At 33.9% G+C, this 26,249-nt stretch carries 21 protein-coding genes and 1 tRNA gene; 21 read left to right on the top strand and 1 reads right to left on the bottom strand.

The window, feature by feature from the left end; all coding sequences use genetic code 11:
* The first annotated feature begins 7 nt into the window (after window positions 1-7).
* The 7 genes from topA to PK35_RS12195 all read left to right on the top strand — a co-directional run bounded on the left by topA (window position 8) and on the right by PK35_RS12195 (window position 9,808).
* Window positions 8-2,491 (top strand): type I DNA topoisomerase, encoded by a 2,484-nt coding sequence (gene topA, locus PK35_RS12225; RefSeq protein WP_044626838.1) that lies wholly within the window; start codon window positions 8-10, stop codon window positions 2,489-2,491.
* A gap of 134 nt (window positions 2,492-2,625) precedes the next feature.
* Window positions 2,626-3,792 carry a formimidoylglutamase gene (locus PK35_RS12220; RefSeq protein ID WP_044626837.1) on the top strand — a complete coding sequence of 389 codons (1,167 nt, stop codon included), beginning with the start codon at window positions 2,626-2,628 and terminating at the stop codon, window positions 3,790-3,792.
* A 161-nt stretch (window positions 3,793-3,953) separates the two neighbouring features.
* On the top strand, window positions 3,954-5,306 hold the full coding sequence (gene porK / locus PK35_RS12215) for a T9SS ring complex lipoprotein PorK/GldK (protein WP_044626836.1): 1,353 nt from the start codon (window positions 3,954-3,956) through the stop codon (window positions 5,304-5,306).
* Window positions 5,307-5,400: 94 nt separating this feature from the next.
* Window positions 5,401-6,036 (top strand): type IX secretion system motor protein PorL/GldL, encoded by a 636-nt coding sequence (porL, locus tag PK35_RS12210; protein WP_044626835.1) that lies wholly within the window; start codon window positions 5,401-5,403, stop codon window positions 6,034-6,036.
* Window positions 6,037-6,098: 62 nt separating this feature from the next.
* A complete protein-coding gene (gene porM, locus PK35_RS12205; protein WP_044626834.1) occupies window positions 6,099-7,673 on the top strand; it encodes a type IX secretion system motor protein PorM/GldM in 1,575 nt (524 codons plus the stop codon).
* A 45-nt stretch (window positions 7,674-7,718) separates the two neighbouring features.
* Complete coding sequence (gene porN, locus PK35_RS12200) at window positions 7,719-8,654, top strand: type IX secretion system ring subunit PorN/GldN (RefSeq protein ID WP_044626833.1); 936 nt, start codon at window positions 7,719-7,721, stop codon at window positions 8,652-8,654.
* A 101-nt stretch (window positions 8,655-8,755) separates the two neighbouring features.
* Window positions 8,756-9,808: an NAD(P)/FAD-dependent oxidoreductase gene (locus PK35_RS12195; RefSeq protein WP_044626832.1), complete on the top strand. Its 1,053-nt coding sequence runs from the start codon at window positions 8,756-8,758 to the stop codon at window positions 9,806-9,808.
* Between the two features lie 84 nt (window positions 9,809-9,892).
* Here the strand turns inward: PK35_RS12195 and PK35_RS12190 are convergent, their stop codons facing one another.
* A complete protein-coding gene (locus PK35_RS12190) occupies window positions 9,893-10,276 on the bottom strand; it encodes a DUF983 domain-containing protein (RefSeq protein ID WP_044626831.1) in 384 nt (127 codons plus the stop codon).
* An 87-nt stretch (window positions 10,277-10,363) separates the two neighbouring features.
* On the opposite strand from PK35_RS12190, the gene PK35_RS12185 reads away from it, so the two are divergent.
* From PK35_RS12185 to PK35_RS12120, 14 genes are all read left to right on the top strand, one after another.
* Window positions 10,364-12,274 (top strand): ABC-F family ATP-binding cassette domain-containing protein, encoded by a 1,911-nt coding sequence (locus PK35_RS12185; protein ID WP_044626830.1) that lies wholly within the window; start codon window positions 10,364-10,366, stop codon window positions 12,272-12,274.
* 77 nt (window positions 12,275-12,351) lie between these two features.
* Window positions 12,352-13,464: an efflux RND transporter periplasmic adaptor subunit gene (locus tag PK35_RS12180; RefSeq protein ID WP_044626829.1), complete on the top strand. Its 1,113-nt coding sequence runs from the start codon at window positions 12,352-12,354 to the stop codon at window positions 13,462-13,464.
* 14 nt (window positions 13,465-13,478) lie between these two features.
* Window positions 13,479-16,676, top strand: a complete 3,198-nt coding sequence (locus PK35_RS12175; RefSeq protein WP_044626828.1) for an efflux RND transporter permease subunit — start codon at window positions 13,479-13,481, stop codon at window positions 16,674-16,676.
* The gene (locus PK35_RS12170) at window positions 16,666-17,982 is read left to right on the top strand and encodes a TolC family protein (protein ID WP_117624674.1); all 1,317 of its coding nucleotides are present in this window, start codon (window positions 16,666-16,668) and stop codon (window positions 17,980-17,982) included. Before PK35_RS12175 ends, PK35_RS12170 begins: the two co-directional genes overlap by 11 nt.
* 155 nt (window positions 17,983-18,137) lie before the next feature.
* Entirely contained in the window at window positions 18,138-18,962 is an 825-nt protein-coding gene (locus tag PK35_RS12165; RefSeq protein ID WP_044626826.1) for a Two component regulator three Y domain protein, read from the top strand.
* Between the two features lie 189 nt (window positions 18,963-19,151).
* Window positions 19,152-19,224, top strand: a tRNA-Met gene (locus PK35_RS12160).
* A gap of 66 nt (window positions 19,225-19,290) precedes the next feature.
* The gene (locus tag PK35_RS12155; protein WP_044626825.1) at window positions 19,291-19,749 is read left to right on the top strand and encodes an RNA methyltransferase; all 459 of its coding nucleotides are present in this window, start codon (window positions 19,291-19,293) and stop codon (window positions 19,747-19,749) included.
* Between the two features lie 276 nt (window positions 19,750-20,025).
* A complete protein-coding gene (locus PK35_RS12150) occupies window positions 20,026-20,439 on the top strand; it encodes a response regulator (protein ID WP_044626824.1) in 414 nt (137 codons plus the stop codon).
* A complete protein-coding gene (locus tag PK35_RS12145; protein ID WP_044626823.1) occupies window positions 20,439-20,978 on the top strand; it encodes a heme NO-binding domain-containing protein in 540 nt (179 codons plus the stop codon). The genes PK35_RS12150 and PK35_RS12145 overlap by 1 nt, the downstream gene beginning before the upstream one ends.
* Entirely contained in the window at window positions 20,979-22,961 is a 1,983-nt protein-coding gene (locus PK35_RS12140) for a PAS domain-containing sensor histidine kinase (protein ID WP_044626822.1), read from the top strand.
* A gap of 4 nt (window positions 22,962-22,965) precedes the next feature.
* A complete protein-coding gene (locus PK35_RS12135) occupies window positions 22,966-24,099 on the top strand; it encodes an FIST signal transduction protein (RefSeq protein WP_044626821.1) in 1,134 nt (377 codons plus the stop codon).
* A complete protein-coding gene (locus PK35_RS12130; RefSeq protein ID WP_044626820.1) occupies window positions 24,099-25,148 on the top strand; it encodes a sensor histidine kinase in 1,050 nt (349 codons plus the stop codon). The genes PK35_RS12135 and PK35_RS12130 overlap by 1 nt, the downstream gene beginning before the upstream one ends.
* A 4-nt stretch (window positions 25,149-25,152) precedes the next feature.
* Window positions 25,153-25,470, top strand: coding sequence for a hypothetical protein (locus PK35_RS12125; RefSeq protein ID WP_044626819.1), 318 nt, complete (start codon window positions 25,153-25,155; stop codon window positions 25,468-25,470).
* 9 nt (window positions 25,471-25,479) lie between these two features.
* The gene (locus tag PK35_RS12120; RefSeq protein ID WP_044626818.1) at window positions 25,480-26,196 is read left to right on the top strand and encodes a LytR/AlgR family response regulator transcription factor; all 717 of its coding nucleotides are present in this window, start codon (window positions 25,480-25,482) and stop codon (window positions 26,194-26,196) included.
* The last annotated feature ends 53 nt before the right edge of the window (window positions 26,197-26,249 follow it).

Genomic DNA, 26,249 nt, shown 5'->3' with positions numbered 1-26,249 from the left:
AGGAAGTATGGCGAAGAATTTAGTGATAGTTGAGTCACCAGCAAAAGCAAAAACCATTGAAAAATTCCTTGGTAAAGATTTTAAAGTAGAATCTAGTTTTGGGCACATTGCCGATTTACCAAGTAAAGAGTTAGGGGTAGATGTTGATGGTGATTTTAATCCCAAATACGAAGTATCAAAAGATAAAAAAGCGGTTGTTAAAAAACTTAAAGACCTTGCTAAAAAAGCCGAAATGGTTTGGTTAGCAAGTGATGAGGATCGCGAGGGAGAAGCTATTGCGTGGCATTTAGCCGAAACATTAAAGCTAGATAAGGAAAGAACCAAGCGCATTGTGTTTCATGAAATTACTAAATCTGCCATATTAAAAGCTATTGAAAACCCAAGAGGTATAGATTACGATTTGGTTGATGCGCAACAAGCGCGTCGTGTTTTAGATAGAATTGTGGGGTACGAGCTTTCTCCTGTACTCTGGCGTAAAGTAAAAGGTGGTTTATCTGCTGGTCGTGTACAGTCGGTTTCGGTACGTTTAATTGTTGAAAAAGAACGTGAAATTGCTGGTTTCGAGCCTGTAGCTTCTTATAGAATTGATGCCGAATTTTCAAATGAAGATGGGCAAACCTTTAAGGCAAAACTTCCTAAGAATTTTTCAACTAAAGCAGAAGCGCAAGCATTTCTTGAAAAAAATGCAACGGCCAACTTTAAAGTAGCCGATTTAACTAAAAAGCCTGCTAAAAAATCGCCAGCAGCTCCGTTTACAACATCAACTTTACAGCAGGAAGCGTCTCGTAAATTATATTTTTCGGTAAGTAAAACCATGACGATGGCACAACGCCTGTACGAAGCGGGATTAATTACTTACATGAGAACCGATAGTGTAAACCTGTCGGACGAAGCACGAAAAGGTGCCGAAGCCGAAATTAAAAAGGCTTATGGAGATGAATACAGCAACCCTAGAAACTATGTTGGTAAAGCCAAAGGCGCACAAGAAGCTCACGAAGCTATTCGTCCTACAAACTTTGCAACACATAGCGTAAATATAGATAGGGATCAGGCAAGATTATACGATTTAATATGGAAACGCGCCATTGCGTCGCAAATGAGCGAAGCTAATTTAGAGCGAACCAACGTTAAAATTGAAGCCAATACGCATAATGAAACCTTTACGGCAAACGGAGAGGTCATTACTTTTGATGGATTTTTAAAAGTATATTTAGAAGGTACCGATGATGAAGATGTAGAACAAGATGGCATGTTGCCAGCTATGAAGGTTAACGAAACCTTGTTAAATAGCTACATAACAGCAACCGAACGTTATACGCGTCCGCCAGCACGTTATACTGAAGCTTCTTTGGTTAAGAAGTTGGAAGAGTTAGGAATTGGACGTCCGTCTACCTACGCACCAACTATTTCTACCATTCAAAATAGAAATTATATTGAAAAAGGAACAGTTGATGGGGTAGAGCGTAACTATTCGCAATTAACGCTTCAAGAAGGTAAAATAAAAGATGTAACGCTTACAGAAAAAGTAGGGTCGGATAAAGGAAAATTAGTGCCTACTGATATTGGTATGATTGTAACCGATTTTCTTGTAAATCATTTCGATGCCATTCTCGATTATAACTTTACGGCAAAAGTAGAAGAAGATTTTGATGATATTGCTGAAGGTAAAGAAGATTGGCAAAAAATGATGAAAACCTTCTACAAGAATTTTCATCCAGTGGTTGAAGATGTTAAAGAAAATGCCGATAGAGAATCTGGAGAACGTATTTTAGGTACCGATCCTAAAACCGGAAAACAAGTAAGTGTGCGTTTAGGTAAGTTTGGGCCAATGGTTCAAATTGGAACAGTGGACGATGAAGAAAAGCCGCAATTCGCAAGTTTAAGTCCAGACCAACAGTTAAATACGATTACTTACGAAGAGGCTATGGATTTATTCCAGCTTCCAAAAACTTTAGGTGAATACGAAGGCGAAACGGTTGAGGTTAATAATGGGCGTTTTGGGCCATATGTTAAATTTGGAAAGGCCTACGTGTCGTTGCCAAAAGGAACCGATCCGTTAAGTGTGGAGCTCGATGATGCTATTGTTTTAATTAAAGAAAAACAAAAAGCAGATGCGCCAATTTACCATTATCAAGATTTGCCAGTACAAAAAGGTAAAGGACGTTTTGGACCATACATTAAATGGAACAATATGTTTATCAATGTAAATAAGAAATACGATTGGGATAACTTATCCGATGATGATATTGTTGCACTTATTGAAGATAAGATTCAAAAGGAAAAAGACAAACTTATTCATTCTTGGGAAGATGGTGCTATTCGAGTTGAAAAAGCGCGTTGGGGTAGGCATAATGTAATTCAAGGTAAAGTTAAGGTAGAATTAGCCAAAACAGTTGATGTTAGCGACATGACTTTAGAAGAAGCAAAAGCCCTTATAGAAGCCAATGCGCCAAAAAAGAAAACAAGAAAAAAAGCAACAAAAAAGAAGTAAATAAACTGTTTGCTAAGCTATTTGTGTTTTGTTGTGTAGTATTCTTGTGATTTTTTCAAAAAGCTATAAGAAAATCCATTTATTCTTTTAATATTTGTGTTAATCAATATGTAAAATAACCACTCTTATTTTTAATGGATTTTAGTTTTTTATCACCAGTGCCAGATACTGTGTTAGCTCATAACGAGTTACTTTCGCTGCAAGCTTTAGGCAAAAAAATAAAAATTCACTCCGAGCAAAATGGTATACCAGATTTACAAGGTGTAAAAATTGCCATAATAGGTGTTTTAGAAAATCGTAATGATGTTAACTATATTGGAGAAACTTTTCAGTTAAACGAAATTCGTAAAGCATTTTATGGCTTATTTCCTGGTGGTTGGCATGTTTCAATCGCCGATTTGGGAGATATTCACAAAGGAGAAACTGTAAACGATACTTACTTCGCTTTAAAAGAATCTATAATTAGCTTAATAAAAGCGGATATTATTCCTGTAATTTTAGGAGGTTCGCAAGATTTAACCTATGCCAACTATCGAGCTTACGATAATTTGGTGCCAATGGTTAATATTGTGAATGTAGATGGGAAGTTTAATTTAGGCGATTCCAGTAAACCCATAAAAAATAACAGTTTTGTTGGGAAAATAATTTTAGACAAACCTTATAATTTATTTAATTACGCCACAGTAGGCTACCAAACTTATTTTAATCCGCAGGAAGAAATAGATTTAATGGAGAGCTTGTATTTCGAATATTACCGCTTAGGTGAAATTTCAAATAATATAACACTAGCCGAACCAGTAATGCGCGATGCAAATATTGTTTCGGTCGATATGTCTTCTATTAAAAGTTCAGACGTCAGTTTAAAACAAAAATATTCACCAAACGGTTTCGATGGAAAAGAAATATGTGCCATAACGCGTTACGCAGGTATAAGTAATAAGGTAAGTTCTTTTGGTATTTACGAATATAAATCTTCAAAAAACGACGAAGTAACTGCAATGCTAATAGCACAAATGATTTGGTACTTTGTTGAAGGGGTAAATTATCGTGTAAACGACGATGATTTTTCAAATGAAAATAATTTTCAAAAATTTATAACTTTAACAGAATCAGAGGAGTTGGTGTTTTATAAGAGTAATAAAACAGGACGATGGTGGATTGAAATTCCTTTTTTGTCGAATGTTAATAATAAATTAAAAAGACACACGTTATTACCATGCATGCATCAAGATTACGTCGATGCCTGTAATAACAAAGTACCAGACCGTTGGTATAAGGCAATACAAAAGAATAGTGTGTAAGGTATAAATTAGCTCAAACGCTCTTTTCATCGGTAAAATGTAAATTTTATACGATGAAATGTAAATTTTTTAGATAAAAAGTTGTTTTTTAAAAAATATATAAATATGTTTACGCTCTCAAATAAGAAGCTAAAATAATTAACCTCGAGTTTTCTATGGATATGAAGAAGTTTATTTTATTAACTGCAGTAATAGCAATGCTAGCAAGTTGTGGCTCTAACGATAGAGGCGAGCTAGTAGGTGTTAAAGGAAAAAAATGGCATCCAGAAAAGCCATATGGCATGGAACTTATTCCTGGAGGCGCATTTATTATGGGTAAAGCAGACGACGATCTTGCTGGTGTTCATGATGCCCCTTCAAAAACAGTAACTGTTAGAGCCTTTTATATGGACGCAACAGAAATAACAAATAGCGAATACCGCCAATTTGTTAACTGGGTAAGAGATTCAATTCTTAGATATAAACTAGCTGTACTTGCCGACGAGGTTGGTAAATTGCCAGAAGATGGTGGTATTGGTGAGTTTGCATTTAAAGATGCAGATACCGCAAACATGTCGGTTTACGAAAAATATATGTTCGAAAACTATACCGGTTTAGGGCCAACTGGTTTTGAAGGTAGAAAAATAAACCGTGATGTCGATTTAATTTTCGATACTTCAGACTATCCAGACGAATATTATGCAGAGATCATGGATACGATGTATTTGCCTTTAGAAGAATCATACAACGGGCAACGTACTTGGGATGTTAAAAAGTTTAAGTTTCAATACAGTTATATGGATATTCAAGAAGCTGCTAGAAAACGTGGCATTAAGCGTAAAGAAGCCATTAAAAAAGAAGAAATTGAAATTTATCCAGATACTACAGTTTGGATTAGAGATTTTGCATACTCGTATAACGAACCAATGCACAACGATTATTTCTGGCACGATGCCTATGGTGAATATCCAGTAGTTGGTGTAACTTGGATGCAAGCAAAAGCCTTTTGTGAGTGGCGTACTATTAACAAGAACGCATACCAAAAATCAAGAAAAGGAGCTGCTTTTGTAAATTCATTTAGATTACCATCGGAAGCAGAGTGGGAATATGCTGCACGTGGTGGACTGCAAGCTGCAACCTACCCTTGGGGTGGTCCTTATACAAAAAGCGATAGAGGTTGTTTTATGGCAAACTTCAAACCTGTAAGAGGAGATTATGCCGCAGATCAAGCATTATATACAGTCGAAGCAAAATCTTACGAGCCTAACGATTATAATTTATATAATATGGCAGGTAATGTATCAGAATGGATAAACGCATCCTACGATGCCTCAGCATACCAATACACGTCTACAATTAACCCAAGTGTTAACGATAAAAATAACAGACGTAAAATTGTTAGAGGTGGTTCGTGGAAAGATGTAGCGTACTTTTTACAAGTTAGCTCACGCGACTACGAATATCAAGACTCAGCAAGAAGCTACATTGGCTTTAGAACCGTTCAAGATTATATGGGGACAAACGTAACACAGTAACGGTTTAACAATCAAAAATTTTTTAATCAATACTATTTTATAATAACTATTAACCTACTAAGTATTAACCTACTTACATTAAAAATCGAAAATTATGGCAAAGTCAAAAGCAAGCAAAAAGTTCATGAATATGGCTTACGGATTAGGAGCAGCAGTTGTAATCCTAGGAGCATTATTCAAAATTACTCACATTGAGTTTGGTCCTTTAACAGGTAACGTACTGTTAACAATTGGTCTGGTATCGGAGGCAATTATTTTCGCCCTATCGGCATTCGAACCTGTAGATGATGAGTTAGATTGGTCTTTAGTTTACCCAGAATTAGCTGGTGGCGAAAAAACTGAAAGAGAAAGCGCTGATGCTGAAGGTGTTTTATCTAAAAAACTTGACGATTTATTAAAAGAGGCTAAAATTGATGGTGAATTAATCGCTAGCCTTGGAGACAGTATTAAAAACTTTGAAGGAGCAGCTAGAAACATGGGATCTACTGTTGATTCTGTTGCAGCTACTAAAAAATATGGTGAAGAATTATCGTTAGCCGCTGCGCAAATGGAATCTTTAAATAGCCTTTACAAAGTACAATTAGAAAGCATTAACAAACAAGCTGCTATTAACGAGGAGTCTGTTGAAAACGCTGCTAAAGTAAAAGAGCAAATGCAATCTTTAGCATCAAACTTATCATCATTAAATGGTGTATATGGTGGTATGCTTTCTGCTATGAACAAAAGTTAATTAGGAACGTTAATTTTTAATCCCAAATCACTCAATTAATTAACCAAAAAACCTAATTTAAAATGGCAGGAGGAAATTTAACCCCAAGACAGAAAATGATTAACTTGATGTATTTAATCTTCATTGCAATGTTAGCATTAAATATGTCAAAAGAAGTACTTTCAGCTTTCGGATTAATGAACGAAAAGCTAGTAGAGTCTAACGAAGCAACCGAAGCCAGAAATGCAAACTTTGTTGCTAGTTTAGAGCAAAAGGCTTCAGAACAACCAGATAAATATTTACCTTTAAAGGCTAAAGCAGATCAAATTGATAAGCTTGCACACGAATTTGATGGTTTTCTTGCAGATTTAAAAAGCAAGATGGTAGCTACTGTTGATAATCCAACCGATTACGAAGTAATGGATAAAGGTGATTATTTAGATCAACATTTATTTAAAGGCGATAAACTTACCGAAGAAGGTACAGCATTTTTAAATCACATTAATGGCTTTAGAGAAGGAGTTGTTGAGGTTTTAAAAACCCAACCAGGTATGGAATCTGTTATTAAAGATGTGGAAAAGAAATTTAACACAGATCAAGTTACTAACAGAGATAATATTAAAATCGATTGGTTAGACTATCACTATAAAGGTTTTCCACTTGTAGCATCATTAACTAAAATGACGCAGTTACAGGCCGATATTAAAACTACAGAAAGCGAAGTGTTATCTGGTATGTTACAAGGTACATTAGCAAGTGAGGTGTCTATGACAAACTATACTACTTTAATGGAAACGTCTAAATCAGCTTACTTTAACGGTGAGCAGTTCGACGGGCAAATTGTATTAGGTCGTAAAGATGCATCTACAAAACCAAACAGAGTTGAATTAACTTTAGACGGCAGAGCATTAAGCAAAAATCAATATGATATAGAAGATGGTAAAGTAAAATTAAAAATAGGTACAGGTAGTGTTGGAGAACACAAAATTGAAGGGAAACTTATTTTTGGCGAAGGTGGAGAGGAAATTGAAGTTCCTGTCAATTCATCATTCGCTACTGTAGCTAAGCCAAACGCAGCAACTATTTCTGCAGATAAAATGAATGTAGTTTACCGTGGTGTTAAAAACCCAATGACTATATCTTTTGCTGGAGTACCGTCAAATAAAGTATCTGTGAATGCACCAGGTTTATCATCAGCAGGAAATGGTAAATACATAATGGATGTTACCAAAGTAAAAGGTCGTGAAGTAACTATAAACGTAAGCGGTGTTTTACCTGATGGCTCTAAAGTAAGTGATAATGCTACGTTTAGAATTAAAAACATTCCTAAGCCAACAGGAACTTTAATTGGTAAGCCAGGTAATACAGGTAGTTTAAAATTACCAAGACGTAACGTGGAAATAGGAGTTGTTGGTGCTTTATTAGAAGATTTCGATTTCGATTTGCCAATAGAAGTAAAGTCTTTTAGTGTAAAAGTACCAGGACAGCCAACGGTTACTGTAACAGGTCAAAAATTTAATGATGCTGCAAAATCTGCTCTTAAAAAGGCAAAGCGTGGTGATGTAGTTCAAATCCTTGATATTAAAGCAAGAATTAAAGGTAACTCAACTTATATTTTACCTCCGGTATCATCAGTTGCAGTTGAATTAACCAATTAATTTATATTTAATACCATTTTTTCAGTAATAAAATTTAAAAATAATATGAATTTAAAGAAGATAAATTTTAGCATACTAATAACAGTAATAACTGTGTCTTCTACTTTTGCACAGTTTAACTTACTTAATGCTAAATCGCCAGACGAAATTGGTCTTAAAACAGAAGAACAAATTTCTTTAGATAACGACAAGCCTTTAGAATATGGTTATGTTGGAGATCGTGACATATTATTTGGAAAAATGGTATGGGAAAGAGTCGATTTAAATCAAAGAGCAAATTTTCCGCTGTTATATCCTATTGATGAGAATAATATGACCGCCGATAGAAAGTCTTTATTTACAGTATTAATTGAGGCGATACAAAACGGTGACATAGCTACTGTTTATGCTGATTCTTACTTTAAAGAAGAGCGTTCTATGAGTCAGATTGATGATGTTTTAAACTTCTCATCGGTTACTGAAGAAGGTACCAATTATTTAAATGATATGGGATATTCAATGGAGGATTACGAACAAGATCCTTCTATTTTACCTGAGATGTATAAAATAGTTGAAACTATTACAGCTGCCGATATTCAGGAGTATATGATTAAAGGATTCTGGTATTTCGATAAGCGTCAAGCAGAAATGAAATACAGAATATTAGCTATCGCACCTGCGGCACCAGAAGCTCGATTTAAAAACTCGGATGATGAAATAAACAAAAAGCCAATTCCTTTGTTTTGGGTATTTTATCCTTCGGCTAGAGATGTATTACACAGAGCTAAAGCATTTAATAACGAAAATAGTTCGATGCCATTTTCTTTCGATCATATTTTAAATGCAAGACGTTTCCACGGATATATTTATAGAGAACAAAATGTCCAAGGAGATCGTGCAATTAACGAGTATGTTGCAGAAGATGCTTTAATGCAATTGCTAGAGTCTGAAAGAATTAAAGATAAAATAAGAGATTTTGAATTAGATATGTGGACATACTAATTTTAAATTAGCTTTATAAAACAAACGCCCGCTTTTTAGTGGGCGTTTTTATTTTAAATAGTCACATAAAATAAGAAACATTTTCTGCATATATTCGCAAGGTGAAACAGGTAGATTATATAATTGTCGGGTCAGGCATTGCAGGTGTTAGTTTTTGCGAACAACTTAAAGCCAATAATAAAACTTTTGTTGTTTTTGATGATGCTTCGCAAAAATCGTCGGTGGTGGCTGGCGGATTGTATAATCCCGTAGTATTACGACGGTTTACCTCGGTTTGGAAAAGCAAGGAACAACTGGATTTAGCATTGCCAATGTACGCCAAAATTGAAAAGCGATTACAAATAAAGTTAGATTACAAATTGCCTGTTTATCGCAAATTTGCATCAACCGAAGAGCAAAACGATTGGTTTACAGCTTCCGACAAGCCTTTGCTAGCTCCGTTTTTATCAACTAAATTGGTAAAAAATACAAATGAAACCATAAAAGCGCCTTTTGGCTTTGGCGAAGTGTTGCATTCGGGAAAAGTAGATGTTAAAACCTTGATTGATGCTTATAAAGAAGATTTGTTTAAAGAAGATTTGTTTTTTGAAGAAGCATTTAATTATGAAGCTATTCAATTTATAGACAGCAAAATTAATTATAAGCAAATTACTGCAAATCATATTGTGTTTGCAGAAGGGTATGGCTTAAAAAGCAATCCGTTTTTTAATTATTTACCACTAGTTGGTACAAAAGGCGAACTAGTTACCATTTATGCTCCTAAAATTAATATCGATTTTGTATTAAAATCTGGCGTGTTTTTAATTCCGTTAGGAGATCATTTGTATACGGTTGGCGCCACTTACGAGTGGAAAGATACCTCGTATAGCACCACAGAAAAAGCAAAGTTAGAATTAACCGAAAAGTTAAAGAAACTAATTAATTGCGAGTACAAAGTGGTTAATCAAGTAGCGGGAATGCGACCAACAGTTATCGATAGACGCCCGTTGGTTGGTACACACCATAAGCATAAAAACCTTCATGTTTTAAATGGTTTAGGTACACGTGGCGTTATGATTGGGCCTTATGCCGCTAAACAACTTTATAATTTTATTGAAAACCAAGAAGCTTTAAATACCGAAATAAATATTGCTAGGTTTACTGAAGCGGATTAGGGATAGTAACGGCATCCTTTTTTGAAGTATGAGAAAAAGATATAGTGGATAGCCCGACCCCAATTTGTTGGGGTAATCTCCAAATTATTTTTTAGCCAAATTTTTATCGTAATGCATAAAAATGTTTATCCAAATATTTCGCGAGAGCCTTAAAATAATAGGCATAAAAACAATTAAAGTTGCAACAATAGCAATAAAAACGCCCATTAAACTAGCTTTAAACACAAAAAAGGAAATAATAAAAGCTGCAACAGCAAAGGCAATACCAACCCCATAACTTACATACATCGAACCGTAAAAAAATGAGGGTTCAATTTTATATTTGGTTTTGCAATTCGAGCAATGGTCGTGCATCTGTAACGCTTCACCTAAATTATAAGGGTTCTTATTTTTATACATCGATTCGTGGTGGCATTTAGGACAACTTCCTGTAAAAATGCTATATAGTTTAGAGCCTTTGTTAAACATAATATTTATGTATTTTTGCTATCAAAAATTAGTAGCGCAAAGTTACTTTTTTAATAGTAAACCCACTGTAATAAAAGTTACATTTCTATGATGAACATTCATAATTTATCAATTTCTTTTCAAGGCGAATACCTTTTTGAAGACATAACATTTAAACTTGGAAATGGCGACCGCATTGGGCTTATTGGGAAGAATGGTGCAGGTAAATCTACCATGCTTAAAATTTTATCGAAAGAGTTAGAGCCCGATACTGGGCAAATTGCAGCCGATAAAGACCTTCAAATTGGGTTTTTAAAACAAGATATCGATTTTATTTTAGGCAGAACGGTGCTTGAGGAATCGTACGAAGCGTTTACCGAAATAAAAGACCTCGAAGCGAAAATGGATGAGGTTAACACGCAATTGGCCGAACGTACCGATTACGAAAGTGAGGGTTATAACCAGTTAATGATTGATATTAACGAATTACAACACCAATACGAAATTGCTGGAGGTTATAATTATCAAGGCGATACCGAAAAAATATTACAAGGGTTAGGGTTTCAGCGTGAAGATTTTAATAAACTTACCGATACTTTTTCCGGTGGATGGCGTATGCGCATTGAGTTGGCAAAATTACTACTACAAAACAACGATATTTTACTTCTCGATGAGCCTACAAACCACTTAGATATTGAATCGATTATTTGGTTAGAAGGATTTTTAAGAAATTATAGCGGTGCCGTAGTTATTGTATCGCACGATAAAATGTTTTTAGATAATGTAACTAACCGAAGCATCGAAATTTCGTTGGGTAAAATTTACGATTACCCAAAACCGTATTCGCAATATTTGGTGCTGCGTAAAGAGCTTCGCGAGCAGCAGTTGGCATCGCAAAAAAATCAGCAAAAGCAAATTGAGCAAACCGAAAAATTAATCGAGAAGTTCCGTGCAAAAGCATCAAAAGCAACCATGGCGCAATCGTTAATAAAAAAGCTCGATAAAATTGAACGTATTGAGGTTGATGAAGACGACAACAGCGTAATGACGCTCAACTTTCCAGTTTCAATAACACCTGGAAAAGTGGTTGTAGAAGCCGAAGCAGTTTCGAAAAACTATGGTGATAAAAAGGTTTTAAGCGAAGTTGATTTGTTAATAGAACGCGATAGTAAAACGGCTTTTGTTGGGCAAAACGGGCAAGGAAAATCAACTTTAGCAAAAATAATGGTTGGCGAGTTAAAGCATAACGGCCATTTAAAATTAGGTCATAATGTGCAAATTGGGTATTTCGCCCAAAACCAAGCCGAATATTTAGATGGTAATAAAACCGTTTTAGATATTATGATTGATGCCGCCAACGAAACTAATCGTAGTAAAGTACGCGATATTTTAGGTTCGTTTTTATTTAGAGGTGAAGAGGTTGAAAAATACGTGCGAGTACTATCTGGTGGCGAACGTAACCGTTTAGCATTAGCAAAATTAATGTTGCAACCTTTTAATGTGCTTATCATGGATGAGCCTACAAACCATCTCGATATAAAATCTAAAAACGTATTAAAAGAAGCTTTAAAACGTTTTGAAGGTACTTTAATTTTAGTATCGCACGACCGTGATTTTCTTCAAGGTTTAACCAATAAAGTTTATGAGTTTAAAGATCATAAACTAAAAGAATATTTAGGCGATATCGATTTTTATTTAGAACAGCGTAATGTTGAAAACTTACGAGAGGTTGAAAAGCGTACAGTTGTAAAAGATACACCTAAAGAAAAGAAAAGCCGAAGCTACGAAGAGCAGAAAAAGCTAAAATCGTTAAACAACAAATTAAGTAATGTTGAAGCAGAAATTAGCGATTTAGAACGTAAAATTAAGGCGATCGATTTAGAGCTTGAAATTAACTACGATGAAGTTACATCGAACCCTAATTTTTTTGACGACTACCAAAAATTAAAAACCAGTTTACAGTCTAATATGGAAAAATGGGAAGCTATTCAATTTGAGATAGAAGATTTAGAAAGCTAAGTTTTAAGTTTTTTTTAAGAGTTATAGTTTGGCGATTACGGTAGCTTTGTAGCCACACACGCTCAAACAATCAACTCATGCGAAAGTTAATACTTGCCGGATTAGGTATTTTATTAATTGCTGCTTCAATCTATGGAGCAAAAAAAATTATTGATAGTAAAAACAAGCCCAAACCTGTACAGGAAAAGGTTGTAAAAACTGTTCTAACCGATACCGTTAAGAATACCACAGTAAAAATTGTGGTGCCTGCAAATGGTAATTTAATGGCAAAGCAACGCGTTGAACTATATTCCGAAGTTCAAGGTATTTTCAAATCGGGGAATAAACTGTTTAAGCCCGGGCAAAAATACAATAGAGGCGAAGCTTTAATTCGTATTGATGCTTCAGAATACTACGCCAGCGTGCAAGCTGCAAAAAGTAATTTATACAATAGTATTGCAGCTATAATGCCCGATTTACGTTTAGATTTCCCTGATGTGTTTAGCAAATGGCAAACTTATTTAAGCGGTTTCGATTTAAGTAAAACAACACCCAAACTTCCCGAGATGTCTTCCGATAAGGAAAACTATTTCATTACTGGTCGTGGCATTGTATCGAGTTACTACAACGTTAAAAATTTAGAGCAACGCCTTTCAAAATACAATATAACCGCGCCGTTTTCAGGAATTTTAACCGAAGCTTTGGTAACCGAAGGGTCGTTAATTAGAAGCGGACAAAAACTAGGCGAGTTTATTAATCCGTCGGTTTACGAAATGGAAGTTGCCATTAGTAAAACCTACGCCACCTTGCTCGAAGTTGGAGAAGCAGTACAGTTAAACAATTTAGACCATACCGAAACTTTTAAAGGAAAGGTATCCCGTGTTAACGGAAGCATTGATGCAACCACGCAAACCATTACCGCATATATTGAAGTAAAAGACGATAGCCTTAAAGAAGGCATGTATTTGGAAGCCAATTTGGATGCTAAGGAAGAACCAAATGCCATTGAAATTGATAGAAATTTACTCTTAGAAAGTAATCAAATTTTTATTGTAAAAGACGATATTTTAGATGTTGTTGATGTAAAGCCGGTGTATTTCTCCGATGCAAAAGTGGTTTTAAAAAATGTACCAAACGGCACTATTATACTTAAAAAGCCAGTTCCAGGTGCCTATGTAGGTATGCAGGTTAAGGCTGCCGATAATAGTTAAACACCTTCCCAATAATGAGAAAAATAATTGAATATTTTATACGATATCATGTTGCGGTAAATGTGTTTATTCTAGCGTTTTTTGTCTTCGGAATCATTGGAGCGCTATCATTAAAATCGTCGTTTTTTCCACTTTCAGAATCTAGAATAATCAATATTGCAATTACTTATCCTGGTGCAGCGCCACTTGAGATTGAGGAAGGTATTGTGCTTCAAATTGAAGATAATTTAAAAGGTTTAAAAGGTGTCGATCGTGTAACTTCGGTTTCCAAAGAAAATAGTGGAACAATTACAGTTGAAATTGAAAAAGGCGAAAGTTTAGACTTCATGTTACTTGAGGTTAAAAATGCAGTAGATCGCGTGCCTTCCTTTCCAACAGGTATGGAACCACTTGTGGTATCGAAACAAGAAGCGGTTAGAGAAACGATTTCTTTCGCTTTAAGCGGAAAAAACATTCCGTTAGCCACATTAAAACAATTGGCAAGACAAGTTGAAACCGATTTACGTGCTATTGATGGTATTTCGCAAATTGAAATCTCTGGTTTTCCAGAAGAAGAAATTGAAATCGCCGTTAACGAAACGCAATTATTAGCTTACAATATTACGTTTACCGAAGTAGCGCAAGCTGTAAATAATGCCAATATTTTAGTAACCGGTGGAAATGTAAAAACCGAAGCCGAAGAGTACCTCATTAGAGCCAATAACAAACAATATTACGGTAGAGAATTTTCAAATATTATTGTAAAAGCATCAAACGATGGTAAAGTTGTGCGATTAAAAGATGTTGCTGTAATTCGCGATAGATTTTCAGAAACACCAAATGCGACTTATTTCAACCAAGATTTAGCAGTAAATGTTTCCATAACAAGTACTAATAATGAAGATTTAATTTCGTCGGCAGGAAAGGTAAACGAGTACATTGAAGGTTACAATCAAAAATACGATAATGTTAAAATTAATGTAGTAAGCGATCGTTCCATTCCGTTAAAACAGCGAACCTTGTTGTTACTTACTAATGCGGGGCAAGGTGTACTTTTGGTGCTTATTTTTTTATCATTGTTTTTAAATACCCGATTAGCACTTTGGGTGGCTTTTGGGTTGCCAATTTCGTTTTTAGGGATGTTTATTTTTGCTTCTCAGTTCGATGTTACAATAAACGTGTTATCGCTGTTCGGGATGATAATTGTAATAGGAATTTTGGTAGATGATGGTATTGTAATTGCCGAAAACATCTATCAGCATTACGAAAAAGGTAAAAAACCAGTTCAAGCAGCTATTGATGGTACTTTGGAAGTTATTCCGCCTGTAGTTTCAGCAATTATAACAACGCTTTTAGCCTTTTCGCTATTCTTCTTTTTAGATAGTAGAATTGGTGAGTTTTTTAGCGAGGTATCCGTTGTGGTTATACTCACTTTAGTTGTGTCGTTAGTAGAAGCTTTAATAATTTTACCTGCGCATTTAGCACATTCAAAAGCCTTAAGGAAAACTGTGGTTGATGAAAATCCGTCTAAAATAAAGCAGTTTTTCTCTGTTATGAGTAATATTAATAAGGTGGGCGATAAAATAATGACTTACCTAAGAGATAAATTGTATGCCCCAGCTTTAGATTTTGTGCTTAATTTTAAATTATTATCTCTTGGTATATTTTTAGCACTGTTAATTTTAACCATTGGCGCCCTTGGCGGAAGTGTTATTGGCGTAACCTTGTTTCCTCGTATAGCTAGTGATGCGGTAAGTGTAGAACTGGTGATGCCGACAGGAACTAACGAAAAAATTACAGATTCTATCATTTCTATGATTGAAGAAAAATCGTTTATCGTTAATAAGGAGCTTACCGAAAAATATTTAAAAGATACTGATAAACAACTTTTTGAAAATACCATAGTAACCTTCAGTAGTAGTTCTAGTGCGACATTACGTATTAATTTATTGCCAGGTGAAGAACGCCCCGATGAAATTCAATCGTTTTTAGTAACCAATAGGTTGGAAGAATTAGTTGGGCCAGTAATTGGCACCGAACGTTTAATTTATGGTTCTGGTGGAAATTTTGGAGGTAATCCGGTTTCAGTGTCGTTATTAAGTAATACAATTGGTGAATTAAAGGCCGCCAAAAATGAACTCAAAAATTATTTAAAAACCAATCCGTTACTTAAAGATATAGGTGATAACGATCCTGCGGGCATTAAAGAAATTCGGTTAGAACTTAAGGAAAGTGCCTATTTGTTAGGATTAGATTTACGAACGGTTATGGCGCAAGTCCGTTCAGGATTTTTTGGAAATCAAGCACAACGTTTTCAGCGTGGACAAGATGAAATTAGAGTTTGGGTGCGTTATGATAGAAATAACCGAAGTTCTATTAACGATTTAGATGAAATGCGCATTGTAACACCAACCGGCGAGCGTGTTACTTTAAAAGATATTGCCAACTATAGCATTGAACGTGGGGAAGTGGCTATTAATCACTTGGAAGGGATGCGTGAAATTCAGGTTTATGCCGATTTAAAAAACCCGAGTACCAGTGCAACCGATATTTTAGATGATATCCGATCTAATTTCATTCCGAAGTTACAATCAAAATATCCAACCATTAACGCATCGTTCGAAGGTCAAAATCGTGAGGCTGGAAAATTGGTCGGTTCATTACGTGTTGCAGGTCCAATCATTTTACTTCTCATATACATTACTATTGCGTTTACATTTAGAAGTTATTCGCAGCCATTACTTCTGTTATTGTTAATTCCGTTTAGTTTAACCGCAGTATCTTGGGGGCACTACATTTTAGGTTTTCCTGTAAATATTTTATCTCTGTTAGGGATAATAGCTTTAATAGGTATTATGGTAAACGATGGGTTGGTGTTAATAGGTAAGTTTAATAGCAATTTAAAGGAAGGTATGCGTTTTGAGGAAGCACTATCGGAAGCAGGAAAATCGCGTTTCCGAGCCATTTTCTTAACCTCGTTAACTACAATTGCTGGTTTAGCACCGTTATTATTAGAAAAAAGTAGGCAAGCACAATTTTTAAAACCCATGGCTATTTCAATTTCGTTTGGTATTGCCTATGCAACGGTATTAACCTTATTAGTATTGCCATTATTTTTATCGTTTAGTAATAGCATAAAACAGGGTAGTAAATGGCTAGCAACAGGTAACGACGTAACAAGAGAAGAAGTAGAACGCGCGATTAAAGAACAAAATGAAATCCATGAAGATTAAACTATTTCTAATTAGCGTAGGATTAGGGTTGCAAAGTCTTGTAGCACAGGAAGTCCTTTCGCCAGATCAGGCGGTAAGTTTAGCTTTAGAGCATAATTACGGTATTAAAATAGCAAATAACACAGTTGAAGTCGCAAAAAATAATACCAGTATTTTAAATTCGGGCTACTTACCAACAGTTACCGGAAATGCTGGAGCATCAATTAATAAACAAAACTCTGAAGGGCAATTAGCGAATGGAGAAACGCGCGTAGCTAATGGTGCAGAAACTAGAAACTATAACGCTTCAATAAATTTAAATTATACCTTATTTGATGGTTTAGGTCGCGAGTATAATTATAAACAGCTAAAAGAAACACAACAATTAACCGAGTTGCAAGCCCGAGAAACCATCGAAAATACTGTTTTACAATTGTTTACTGTGTACTATAGTGTTGCCGAGCTTAATGAAAATACACAAGCGATTTTGCAAACTTTAGAGATTTCAAAGGAGCGTTTGGTGCGTGCGCAATACCAATTCGATTATGGTCAAGATACTAAGTTAGGTGTTTTAAATGCTGAAGTTGATGTTAATAACGACAGCATCAACTTAATGAATTCAAAACAACAGCTACAAAACTTTAAGCGCGATTTAAACTTAGTGTTAGGTAATAGTTTAACAGATGATTTTAATGTTGATACAACAATTGATTTTAATGAACTTATTGATAAAGCGACTTTGTTTGATAGAGCAAAACAGTACAATGCGAGTTTGATGCAAATCAATAAAAATATTGAAATAAACAGTTTAATTGTAAAATTGGAAAAATCTGCATATTTGCCAATTATTGGTTTAACCGGTAGTTATGGTTGGAATGAAACCAGTAATAACAGTCCATTAGCCTTTGCTTTGCAAAATACAAGTACGGGTGTTTCAGGCGGTGTGAGTTTAACATGGAATTTATTCGACGGTGGTACTACCATTACTAGAGTTAAAAATGCAAAACTCAATTTAGAAACCCAGAACATTCAAAAAGAAGAATATTTAGTAACCTTAGAGCGCGATTTTAACAATGCTTGGGACGATTACCAAAACAAACTTAATATCTTCAAATTACAAGAAGCCAATATTAAAACTTCGCAAAATAATTTCGATAGAACCGAGGAGAAATTTAAACTCGGTCAGTTAAACTCTATAGAATTTAGGCAAGCACAAATAAATCTACTTAATGCCGAATTAACTCGAAATCAAGCGAAATATGCTGCTAAAATTGCTGAATTAGAGCTACTTAAAATAAGTGGCGAAATTTTGAATATATCCTTTTAATTGAAGACAAAATCTGTTCGAAATTACACTTAATCGATTAAAAACGCATTTTAACTACTGTTAAATGTTAAAATTTGTCGTAGTTGGTCGAATAAAATAACCTGTAATCGATTTCTCCTTTATCTTCGTGGTGTGTTAATCCAAATCTAACAACTATGAAAACTTTACACTTAACCTTAGCCTTTATTTTTTCTACGTTTTATTCGTTTGCAAATATTTCAACTTCAGAGAAAGATGCTTTAATTGCGCTTTATAATGCTACAAATGGCACGGCGTGGAATGTAACTTGGGATTTAAACGCCTCGGTAAACGATTGGTATGGTGTTACGGTTGAAAACAATAAAGTTGTAGAGTTAAATTTACAGTTTAATAATTTAGAAGGTGAATTGCCTCATGCTATTGGAAGCTTAGTTAATCTTAGAAAAATTAATTTTGGTTTTAATAAGATTTCAGGAAATATCCCAACATCGCTACAAAATTTAAAAGATTTAACAGCTTTAGAGTTATTCATGAATAGGTTTGAAGGCGATATTCCCTCAGAATTAGGAAGCTTAAAAAACTTAGAATCATTAAAGTTATATAGCAATCAGTTAACCGGAGAAATTCCAGTTTCTTTAATGGATCTTGATAATTTAAAAGAGCTATTGTTAGGAAGTAATTTTATTTCAGGTGAAATACCAAGAGAAATTTCTGCTTTAACTAAATTAGAAAAGTTAAGTTTAATGGATAACCAAATGTATGGTGAAATTCCAACCGAGATTGCACAACTACAAAATTTAGAAGAGTTGTTATTATCAACCAACCAGTTTACAGGCGATTTACCAATTGAGTTTATGAACCTTAAAAACTTAAATACGGTAATGGTTAGCGATAATAATTTAAATGAAGAGTATGTAAGTATTTCTGGAAAAAATCCTCCAGTATTAGGTGCTTTAGAAATGCAAAACTCTACAGCCATTATGGATATTGAAAAAGAATAATTATAAACATTAGTAATAGCTTAAAACCATCGAAAAACCATTTGTTTTTCGATGGTTTTTTTATGGTCTTCGTTTTTTTTTTTTTTTTGTTTAAGTGTCTTGTTTTTAGTCTGTTAAAATTAAGGTTTAATATTTTTTATAAATTGTCTTGTAAAATATAAAATTGGTTGTATATTTGCACTCCTATATCGCGGGATAGAGCAGTAGGTAGCTCGTCGGGCTCATAACCCGAAGGTCACTGGTTCGAGTCCAGTTCCCGCTACTAAGAGAAAGCTTCACAGAAATGTGGAGCTTTTTTTATTTTTAATTATAGATTACTTTTACAACCATGAACAACAACTTTATAAACGAGTATTTTGGAATTGGTATTTTAAACGGCAAAACACCAGAGAACTTAGGTGTGTTATGGAGGTCGGCACAAAACATGGGGGCGAGTTTCATTTTTACAATTGGTAATAGGTATGCAAAACAAGCTTGTGATACCCATAATGCGGTAAAATCTATGCCATATTTTCATTATGAAACGTTTCAAGAGTTTTTTAATAATCTACCTAAAGGCGCTCGAATTGTTGGAGTAGAACTCGATGATAAGGCCAAGGATTTAGAACCATTTCATCACCCAAGGCGTTGTGTATATTTACTTGGGGCCGAAGACCACGGATTGACCAATGAAGCTATCGAGAAATCTCATTTTTTAGTAAAGTTCAAATCAGAATTAAGCCTAAATGTAGCCGTTGCAGGTAGTATAATTATGTACGATAGGCAACTTAGTAAGCCTAGGAGTTAGATGCTTTTTCCAATTGGATTAATAAAACTTATAATTATATTACGCTTACTTTTAAGTTTTATATAATTCAATAAAAATTTAAAGATAAAATTTGCTTAAAACGTAAGTAAATACAGTGCTTTTCGGCCTGTTTAACGTATTGGCATGATGCTTTTAAAAACCGTTTATCTGTTTCAAATTACCATTCGTCTACACTTATTTTTATGTTAACGAACTATAATGCAATTTTCGAGGCATAATTATAATTTTATACTCAAAATCACAAAAAAGCGTATCATGTCCAAAGTTTTAAACGTTTTAGTAATTGAAGATGATGTTATTGAAGTTATGAAACTAAATAGAGCCATTTCATCACTTCAACTTAAACATAATATTATAGAGGCCAACAATGGAGAAGAAGCCTTAAATATTTTACAAAATAAAGGTGAATTACCCGACATAATTTTATTAGATTTAAACATGCCAAAATTAAATGGTATTGAGTTTTTAACTATTTTAAAAAACGACGATGTTTTAAGGTACATTCCAACCATAATTTTAACAACATCGAGTAACCAACGCGATCTGTTAGAGTGCTATAAAATAGGTATTGCAGGTTATGTAATAAAACCTTTAAAATATGAAGAGTATGTTTCTAAAATTGAAAGAGTTTTAGGGTACTGGAGCATTAACGAACTAAAACAAATATAATGAAAGGCATTGTTTTTACAGAGTTTCTTGATTTAGTCGAAGATAAATTTGGCTTAGAAATGGTTGATAGTATAATATCCAATTCTAATCTAAAATCTGAAGGAGTTTATACCTCTGTAGGAACCTACGAGTTTTCAGAAATGTTACAATTACTAAATAATTTAAGTGAAAATACTAATATTTCTACCGATGATTTACTGCAAGTTTACGCCGAACATTTTTTTAGTGTAATTAAGCGAAGCTACTCGGGGATATTGCAAATGTATTCCGATCCTATTGAAATGCTGGCTTCAATAGAAAATCACATTCATGTGGAGGTAAAAAAAATATATCCCGATGCCGAATTGCCAACATTTCAAGTCTTAGAAAAAACACCAAACCTATTAGTTTTAATTTATAAATCTAGTAGAGCAATGCATGCTTTTGGTTTAGGGTTAATGAATAAAACTTTCGAGCATTTTAATGAAACAGCGACGATAGAGTTTGAAAAGCTAAATGATGTAGCTACCGAAGTAAAATTCATTATAAAGAAAAATTAAATGAGTCAAGATAAAATTGACATACTTCAACGTGCTCTAAATCGCGAAAAAGCCGCTAGAAAGCAAGCTGAAGCTATTTTAGAACAAAAATCGGCAGAGTTGTATGAGTCTAATCAAAAATTAGCCGAGGCTTATACTAGTTTAGAATCTACTTTTGCAAAAACCGATTCGCAACTACAAGGTGTTTTCGAGCATATTGTAGATGCCTATGTAGTGGCCGATGTAGAAGGCAATATCATAAAAATGAATGCCGCAGCAGTAACCCTTTTGGGCTTAAAAAGTGTAAAGGATAGCTGTAACTTAATGGATTTAGTGCGTCCAGATCAATATATAGACGTTTTTAATGCCTTTAATGTCGTTTATCGAGAAGGTGGTTCGGTAAGCGATTTAGTTGTTAATATTACCACAAAAGATCATCGAAAAATTATAGTTCAAATTAATGCCAGTGTTATTTATGATAATGGAGTGCCCATTGCTTCACACGGTATTGTTCGAGATATTACCCAATCAAAAAACGAAAAAGAAAAATTAATAGAGTCTGAAGAGCGTTTAGCAGCGTTAATTCAAAACCTAGAAGAAGGCGTATTGTTAGAAGACGAAAACCGAAAAATAATTCTTGTTAATAATAAATTTTGTGAGTTTTTTAATGTTAAGAAACAACCCAACGAATTAGTGGGTAAAGATTGTCTGCCAGTAATAGAAGAAATAAAGCACAGCTTTAAAGATTCCCAAAAATTTATTACCGATATAACCGCGGCATTTAATTCTAAAAAGCCTGTTTTAAATGAAGATTTAGAAACAATTGACGACCGTATTTTTGAGCGCGATTATATACCTATTTTTAGAGATGGTGTTTACAAAGGCCATTTATGGAAGTATAAAGATTTTACCATTAGACGCCAATATAGAAAAAGCTTAGAAGCTGAAAAGTTTAAGTATTCAAGTATAATTTCTAACATGAATTTGGGCTTATTGGAAGTTGATGTAAACGACAGAATTGTAATGGCTAATAAAAGCTTTTACGACATGACGGGCTATGCCGAAGATGAAATAATTGGTAAAGTAGGTAAAGATTTTTTACCCTCTGATGAAGATAAGGAAATTGTAAATGAGCAAAACAGAAATCGTAAAAAAGGAAAAACAGATTCTTACGAAGTTCGTATAAAAAATAAAGCAGGAGAATTACGGCATTGGTTAGTAAGTGGAGCGCCAAATTATAATTTAAAAGGCGAAGTTGTGGGGTCTATTGGAATAAATTTCGATATAACCGATATTAAAAGCCTACAACTACAAAAAGAGAATCTATTAAAAAAGTTAGAAAAAAGTAACGACGAACTTTACGAATACGCTCATGTGGTTTCGCACGATTTAAAATCGCCATTACGCAGTATTAATGCCTTAGTAAGCTGGTTAAAAGAAGATAATAAAGACAAATTAGATGCTGTTAGCTTACAAAACATTGCGCATATTGAAACCACACTCGAAAAAATGGAACAATTAATAACCGATGTTTTAGAGTATTCCAGTATAGGTTCAGAAGATAGTGAAAAAGAGGAGGTAAATGTACATACATTAGTTACCGATTTAATAGGAATTTTACACAAGCCTAGTCATGTAAACGTTACCGTGTTAAATACGCTACCAAGCCTTAATGGTAACAGAGTTAAACTGCAACAGCTGTTTCAAAACTTAATGAGTAACGCTATTAAATTTATAGACAAAGAAGCTGGTTTGGTAGAGATTGATGTGCAAGCAAAAGGCGATTTCTATCAGTTTTCGGTTAAAGATAACGGTATAGGCATCGATAAAAAATTTCACGATAAAATATTTAAAATTTTTCTCTCCTTAAATAAACGAAAAGATTCAACAGGTATAGGGCTTTCTATTGTTAAGAAAATAGTAGAAATGCATGAAGGCGAAATTTGGTTAGAGAGCGAACCTACTAAAGGAACAACCTTTTATTTTACATTAAAAAAAACTTAAACCCATGAAAATAGTTCAACTAAAAAAACAAAAAAATAGCGACTGGGAATATTTAAGTGAAAACCAGAGCTTAAACAATCCGTTAGTTTTGGTTTTTGGTAATCGTTTTTTATTAGAACAAGATAATATTTATAGCGAAGTAAGTGCATTATTTCCAAATGCACATATAATTTTTGCATCTACCAGTGGCGATATAACATCACAATCGGTTGATGATGATTCAATTACCATTACCGCAATGGAGTTTGAAAAAAGTACATTCGAAATAAAAACTAGTAATGTATCGGCATTAACAGAAGATAGTTATAAAACAGGTAACGATATCATAAATCAGTTTAATAAAGAAAATTTAAAATTTGTTTTTATAGTAAGCGAAGGTAGTTTTGTTAACGGTAGCCAATTAACAAAAGGGATGAACGCTGCCGTAAACAACAATGTTTTAATTACGGGTGGCTTATGTGGCGATGCTGCAAGGTTCGAAAAAACGTTAGCATCATATAACGAAAACCCTAAGGAAGGCGAAATTGTAGCTGTTGGGTTTTATGGCGATAGTTTAGAAGTCTCATTTTCAATTTATGGCGGATGGACACCCTTTGGGCCAGAGCGTATTGTAACAAAATCGAAAGGTAATGTGCTTTACGAACTCGATAATTTACCAGCTTTAGATTTGTATAAAAAATATTTAGGAGAAAAATCGAAAGACTTACCAGGAGCAGCTTTACTGTATCCTATGAATGTGAAAATTGAAAATGAAGACCACTCTATTGTAAGAACAATTCTTAACATAAACGAAGACGACCATTCTATGATTTTTGCAGGCGATATTCCCGAAAATTCTAAGGTACAACTTATGATGACGAATGTAGATAATATTGCAAATGCATCCGAACAAGCCGCAAGACAAGCCATTTTAAACCGAAAAAAAGACCCCGAAATAGCTTTTTTAGTAAGTTGTATTGGTAGAAAACTGGTTTTAGATCAACGTGTAGAAGAAGAAGTTGAAGAAGTAATATCAGTAGTTGGTGAAAACACAGTGGTTTCTGGGTTTTATTCCTATGGTGAAATAGCGCCCTTCAACGGCGAAAATAATTGTCAGTTACACAATCAAACCATGACTGTAACATTATTAAGTGAATAATGAATTCGTTATTAAAAAGACAAATACGTAAATATTTAAACGACGACCTTTTAGAAAATAAGGAAGTTAAGGCTTTTATGGAAGCCGTTAATAATTCATACAATAATTTCGACGAGCAATTTGTTATGGTACAACGCGCTATGAAAATAAGTTCGGAAGAATTGTTTACTGCAAATCAAAAACTTCAGGAAGAGGCCGAGGCACAAAAAAAGGTAATAAATAAGCTAAAAAACATTGTTGAAACATTAAATATAGACCAATCTTCAACCCAAAAAAATAAAGATGTTGGCAGTTTTGATGTTGAAAACCTCGCTAATTTTATTGAAGACCAAGCGCAAAAAATTGTTGAAATTAATCAGAAAAGCGAAAAATTGCTCGAAGAATTATCGTATCAAAACCAAGAATTAAGCGATTATGCCCACATGATATCGCACGATTTAAAATCGCCATTGCGAAGTATCGATACCTTAACTTTATGGCTGTATGATGATAATAAAGATGTGTTTAACGAAAGCGATAAACAAACTATTTATCAAATTAGAAATCATGTTGAAAAAATGGAGCTTTTAATTAATGGTATTTTAGAATATTCAACCATTGGTAGAGCTCAAGAAGGTATTTATAATGTAGATGTAGATTATGCTGTAAACGAAGTTTTAGGTAGACTTGAAATACCAGATAATATATCGGTTGTTAAATTGCAACAATTGCCTTTAATTAAGGGCGAGAAATATAGATTACAGCAAGTTTTTAGAAACCTAATTACCAACGCCATTAACTTTAATGATAAAAAACAAGGTAAAGTTGAAATAGGATATACAGAACATGAAAGCCATTGGGAATTTTTTGTAAAAGATAATGGTAAAGGTATCGAAGAGAAGTATTTCGATAAAATATTTAAAACCTTTCAAAAACTCGAAATTAAAGTTGGTACTATAGGTATGGGACTATCTATTGCCAAAAAAATTGTAACCATGTATGGCGGAGAGATTTGGTTAAAATCTGAGGTAGGAAAGGGTACAACATTTTATTTTACCATAAAAAAATAACACTATGGAACAACCAAATTTGTCGTATATAGAAAACATGTCTGGAGGTGATAAAGTCTTCGAACAAAAGCTAATTGATATCATTAAAATAGAGTTTCCAGAAGAAAAGAAAGTGTATTATAACAACTTGGCCGCGAAAAAACATAAAGAAACCGCCGAAAATGTACACAAACTTAAGCATAAAATTAGTATTTTAGGGCTAGAAAAAAGTTATACTGTAGCTGTGGCTTACGAAGAAAACTTAATTGAAGGCAAAACCGAGCTTAAAAACGAGTTTGAAGCTATTTTACAAAATATAACAAAGTATTTAGATCAACTATAACTAACCTTTATGAATTGTATTATTATTGATGATGAAGCTACTGCTCGCGCAATCATTGGTCAATTATGTTCAACCGTCTCGTCTCTAAACGTTTTAGAAGAGTTTCCTAATGCAATTCAGGCAATAAAATATTTAAATCAAAATCAAGTCGATTTAATATTTTTAGATATACATATGCCAGATTTTACGGGGTTCGATTTTATTGATACCATAAAAAAACCTCCTAAAATAATCTTAACAACCTCCGATCCTAAATTTGCAATTCAAGCGTTTGAGTACAATTGTATTGTTGATTATTTGGTAAAACCCATTTCTCAAGAACGCTTTTTAAAAGGTATTCAAAAGGCTCAATCACTTTCAAGTCCTACTTCAACCCAAACCGTTACTTCAACCGAAGAGGTAGAAGCATCATCGGATAATGATTTGTATATAAATATAGATAGACGTTTAATAAAAATTGATATTCCAAGTATTTATATGGTTGAAGCTAGAGGCGATTATATTCAGCTAAAAACCGAAGATAAAAACTACACGGTACATTCAACTTTAAAAAAAATTGAAGAAAAACTACCAAACGATGTGTTTTTAAAAGTGCATAGGTCTTTTATTATTAACATTAAAAAAATTGTTGATATAGAGGATAATAGTGTTTTAATTAAAAAGGATGTAATACCTGTAAGCCGATCTAACCGCCCTGAGTTAATGAAACGTTTAAATTTGCTATAACGCTCATCCCGTTGTTTTTACCATTCGTCTACACTTAATGTTTTGTCAGTCGA

Source organism: Neotamlana nanhaiensis, assembly GCF_000943555.1.
Classification (GTDB): Bacteria; Bacteroidota; Bacteroidia; order Flavobacteriales; family Flavobacteriaceae; genus Neotamlana; species Neotamlana nanhaiensis.
This window is presented reverse-complemented; position numbering and strand designations above follow the sequence as displayed.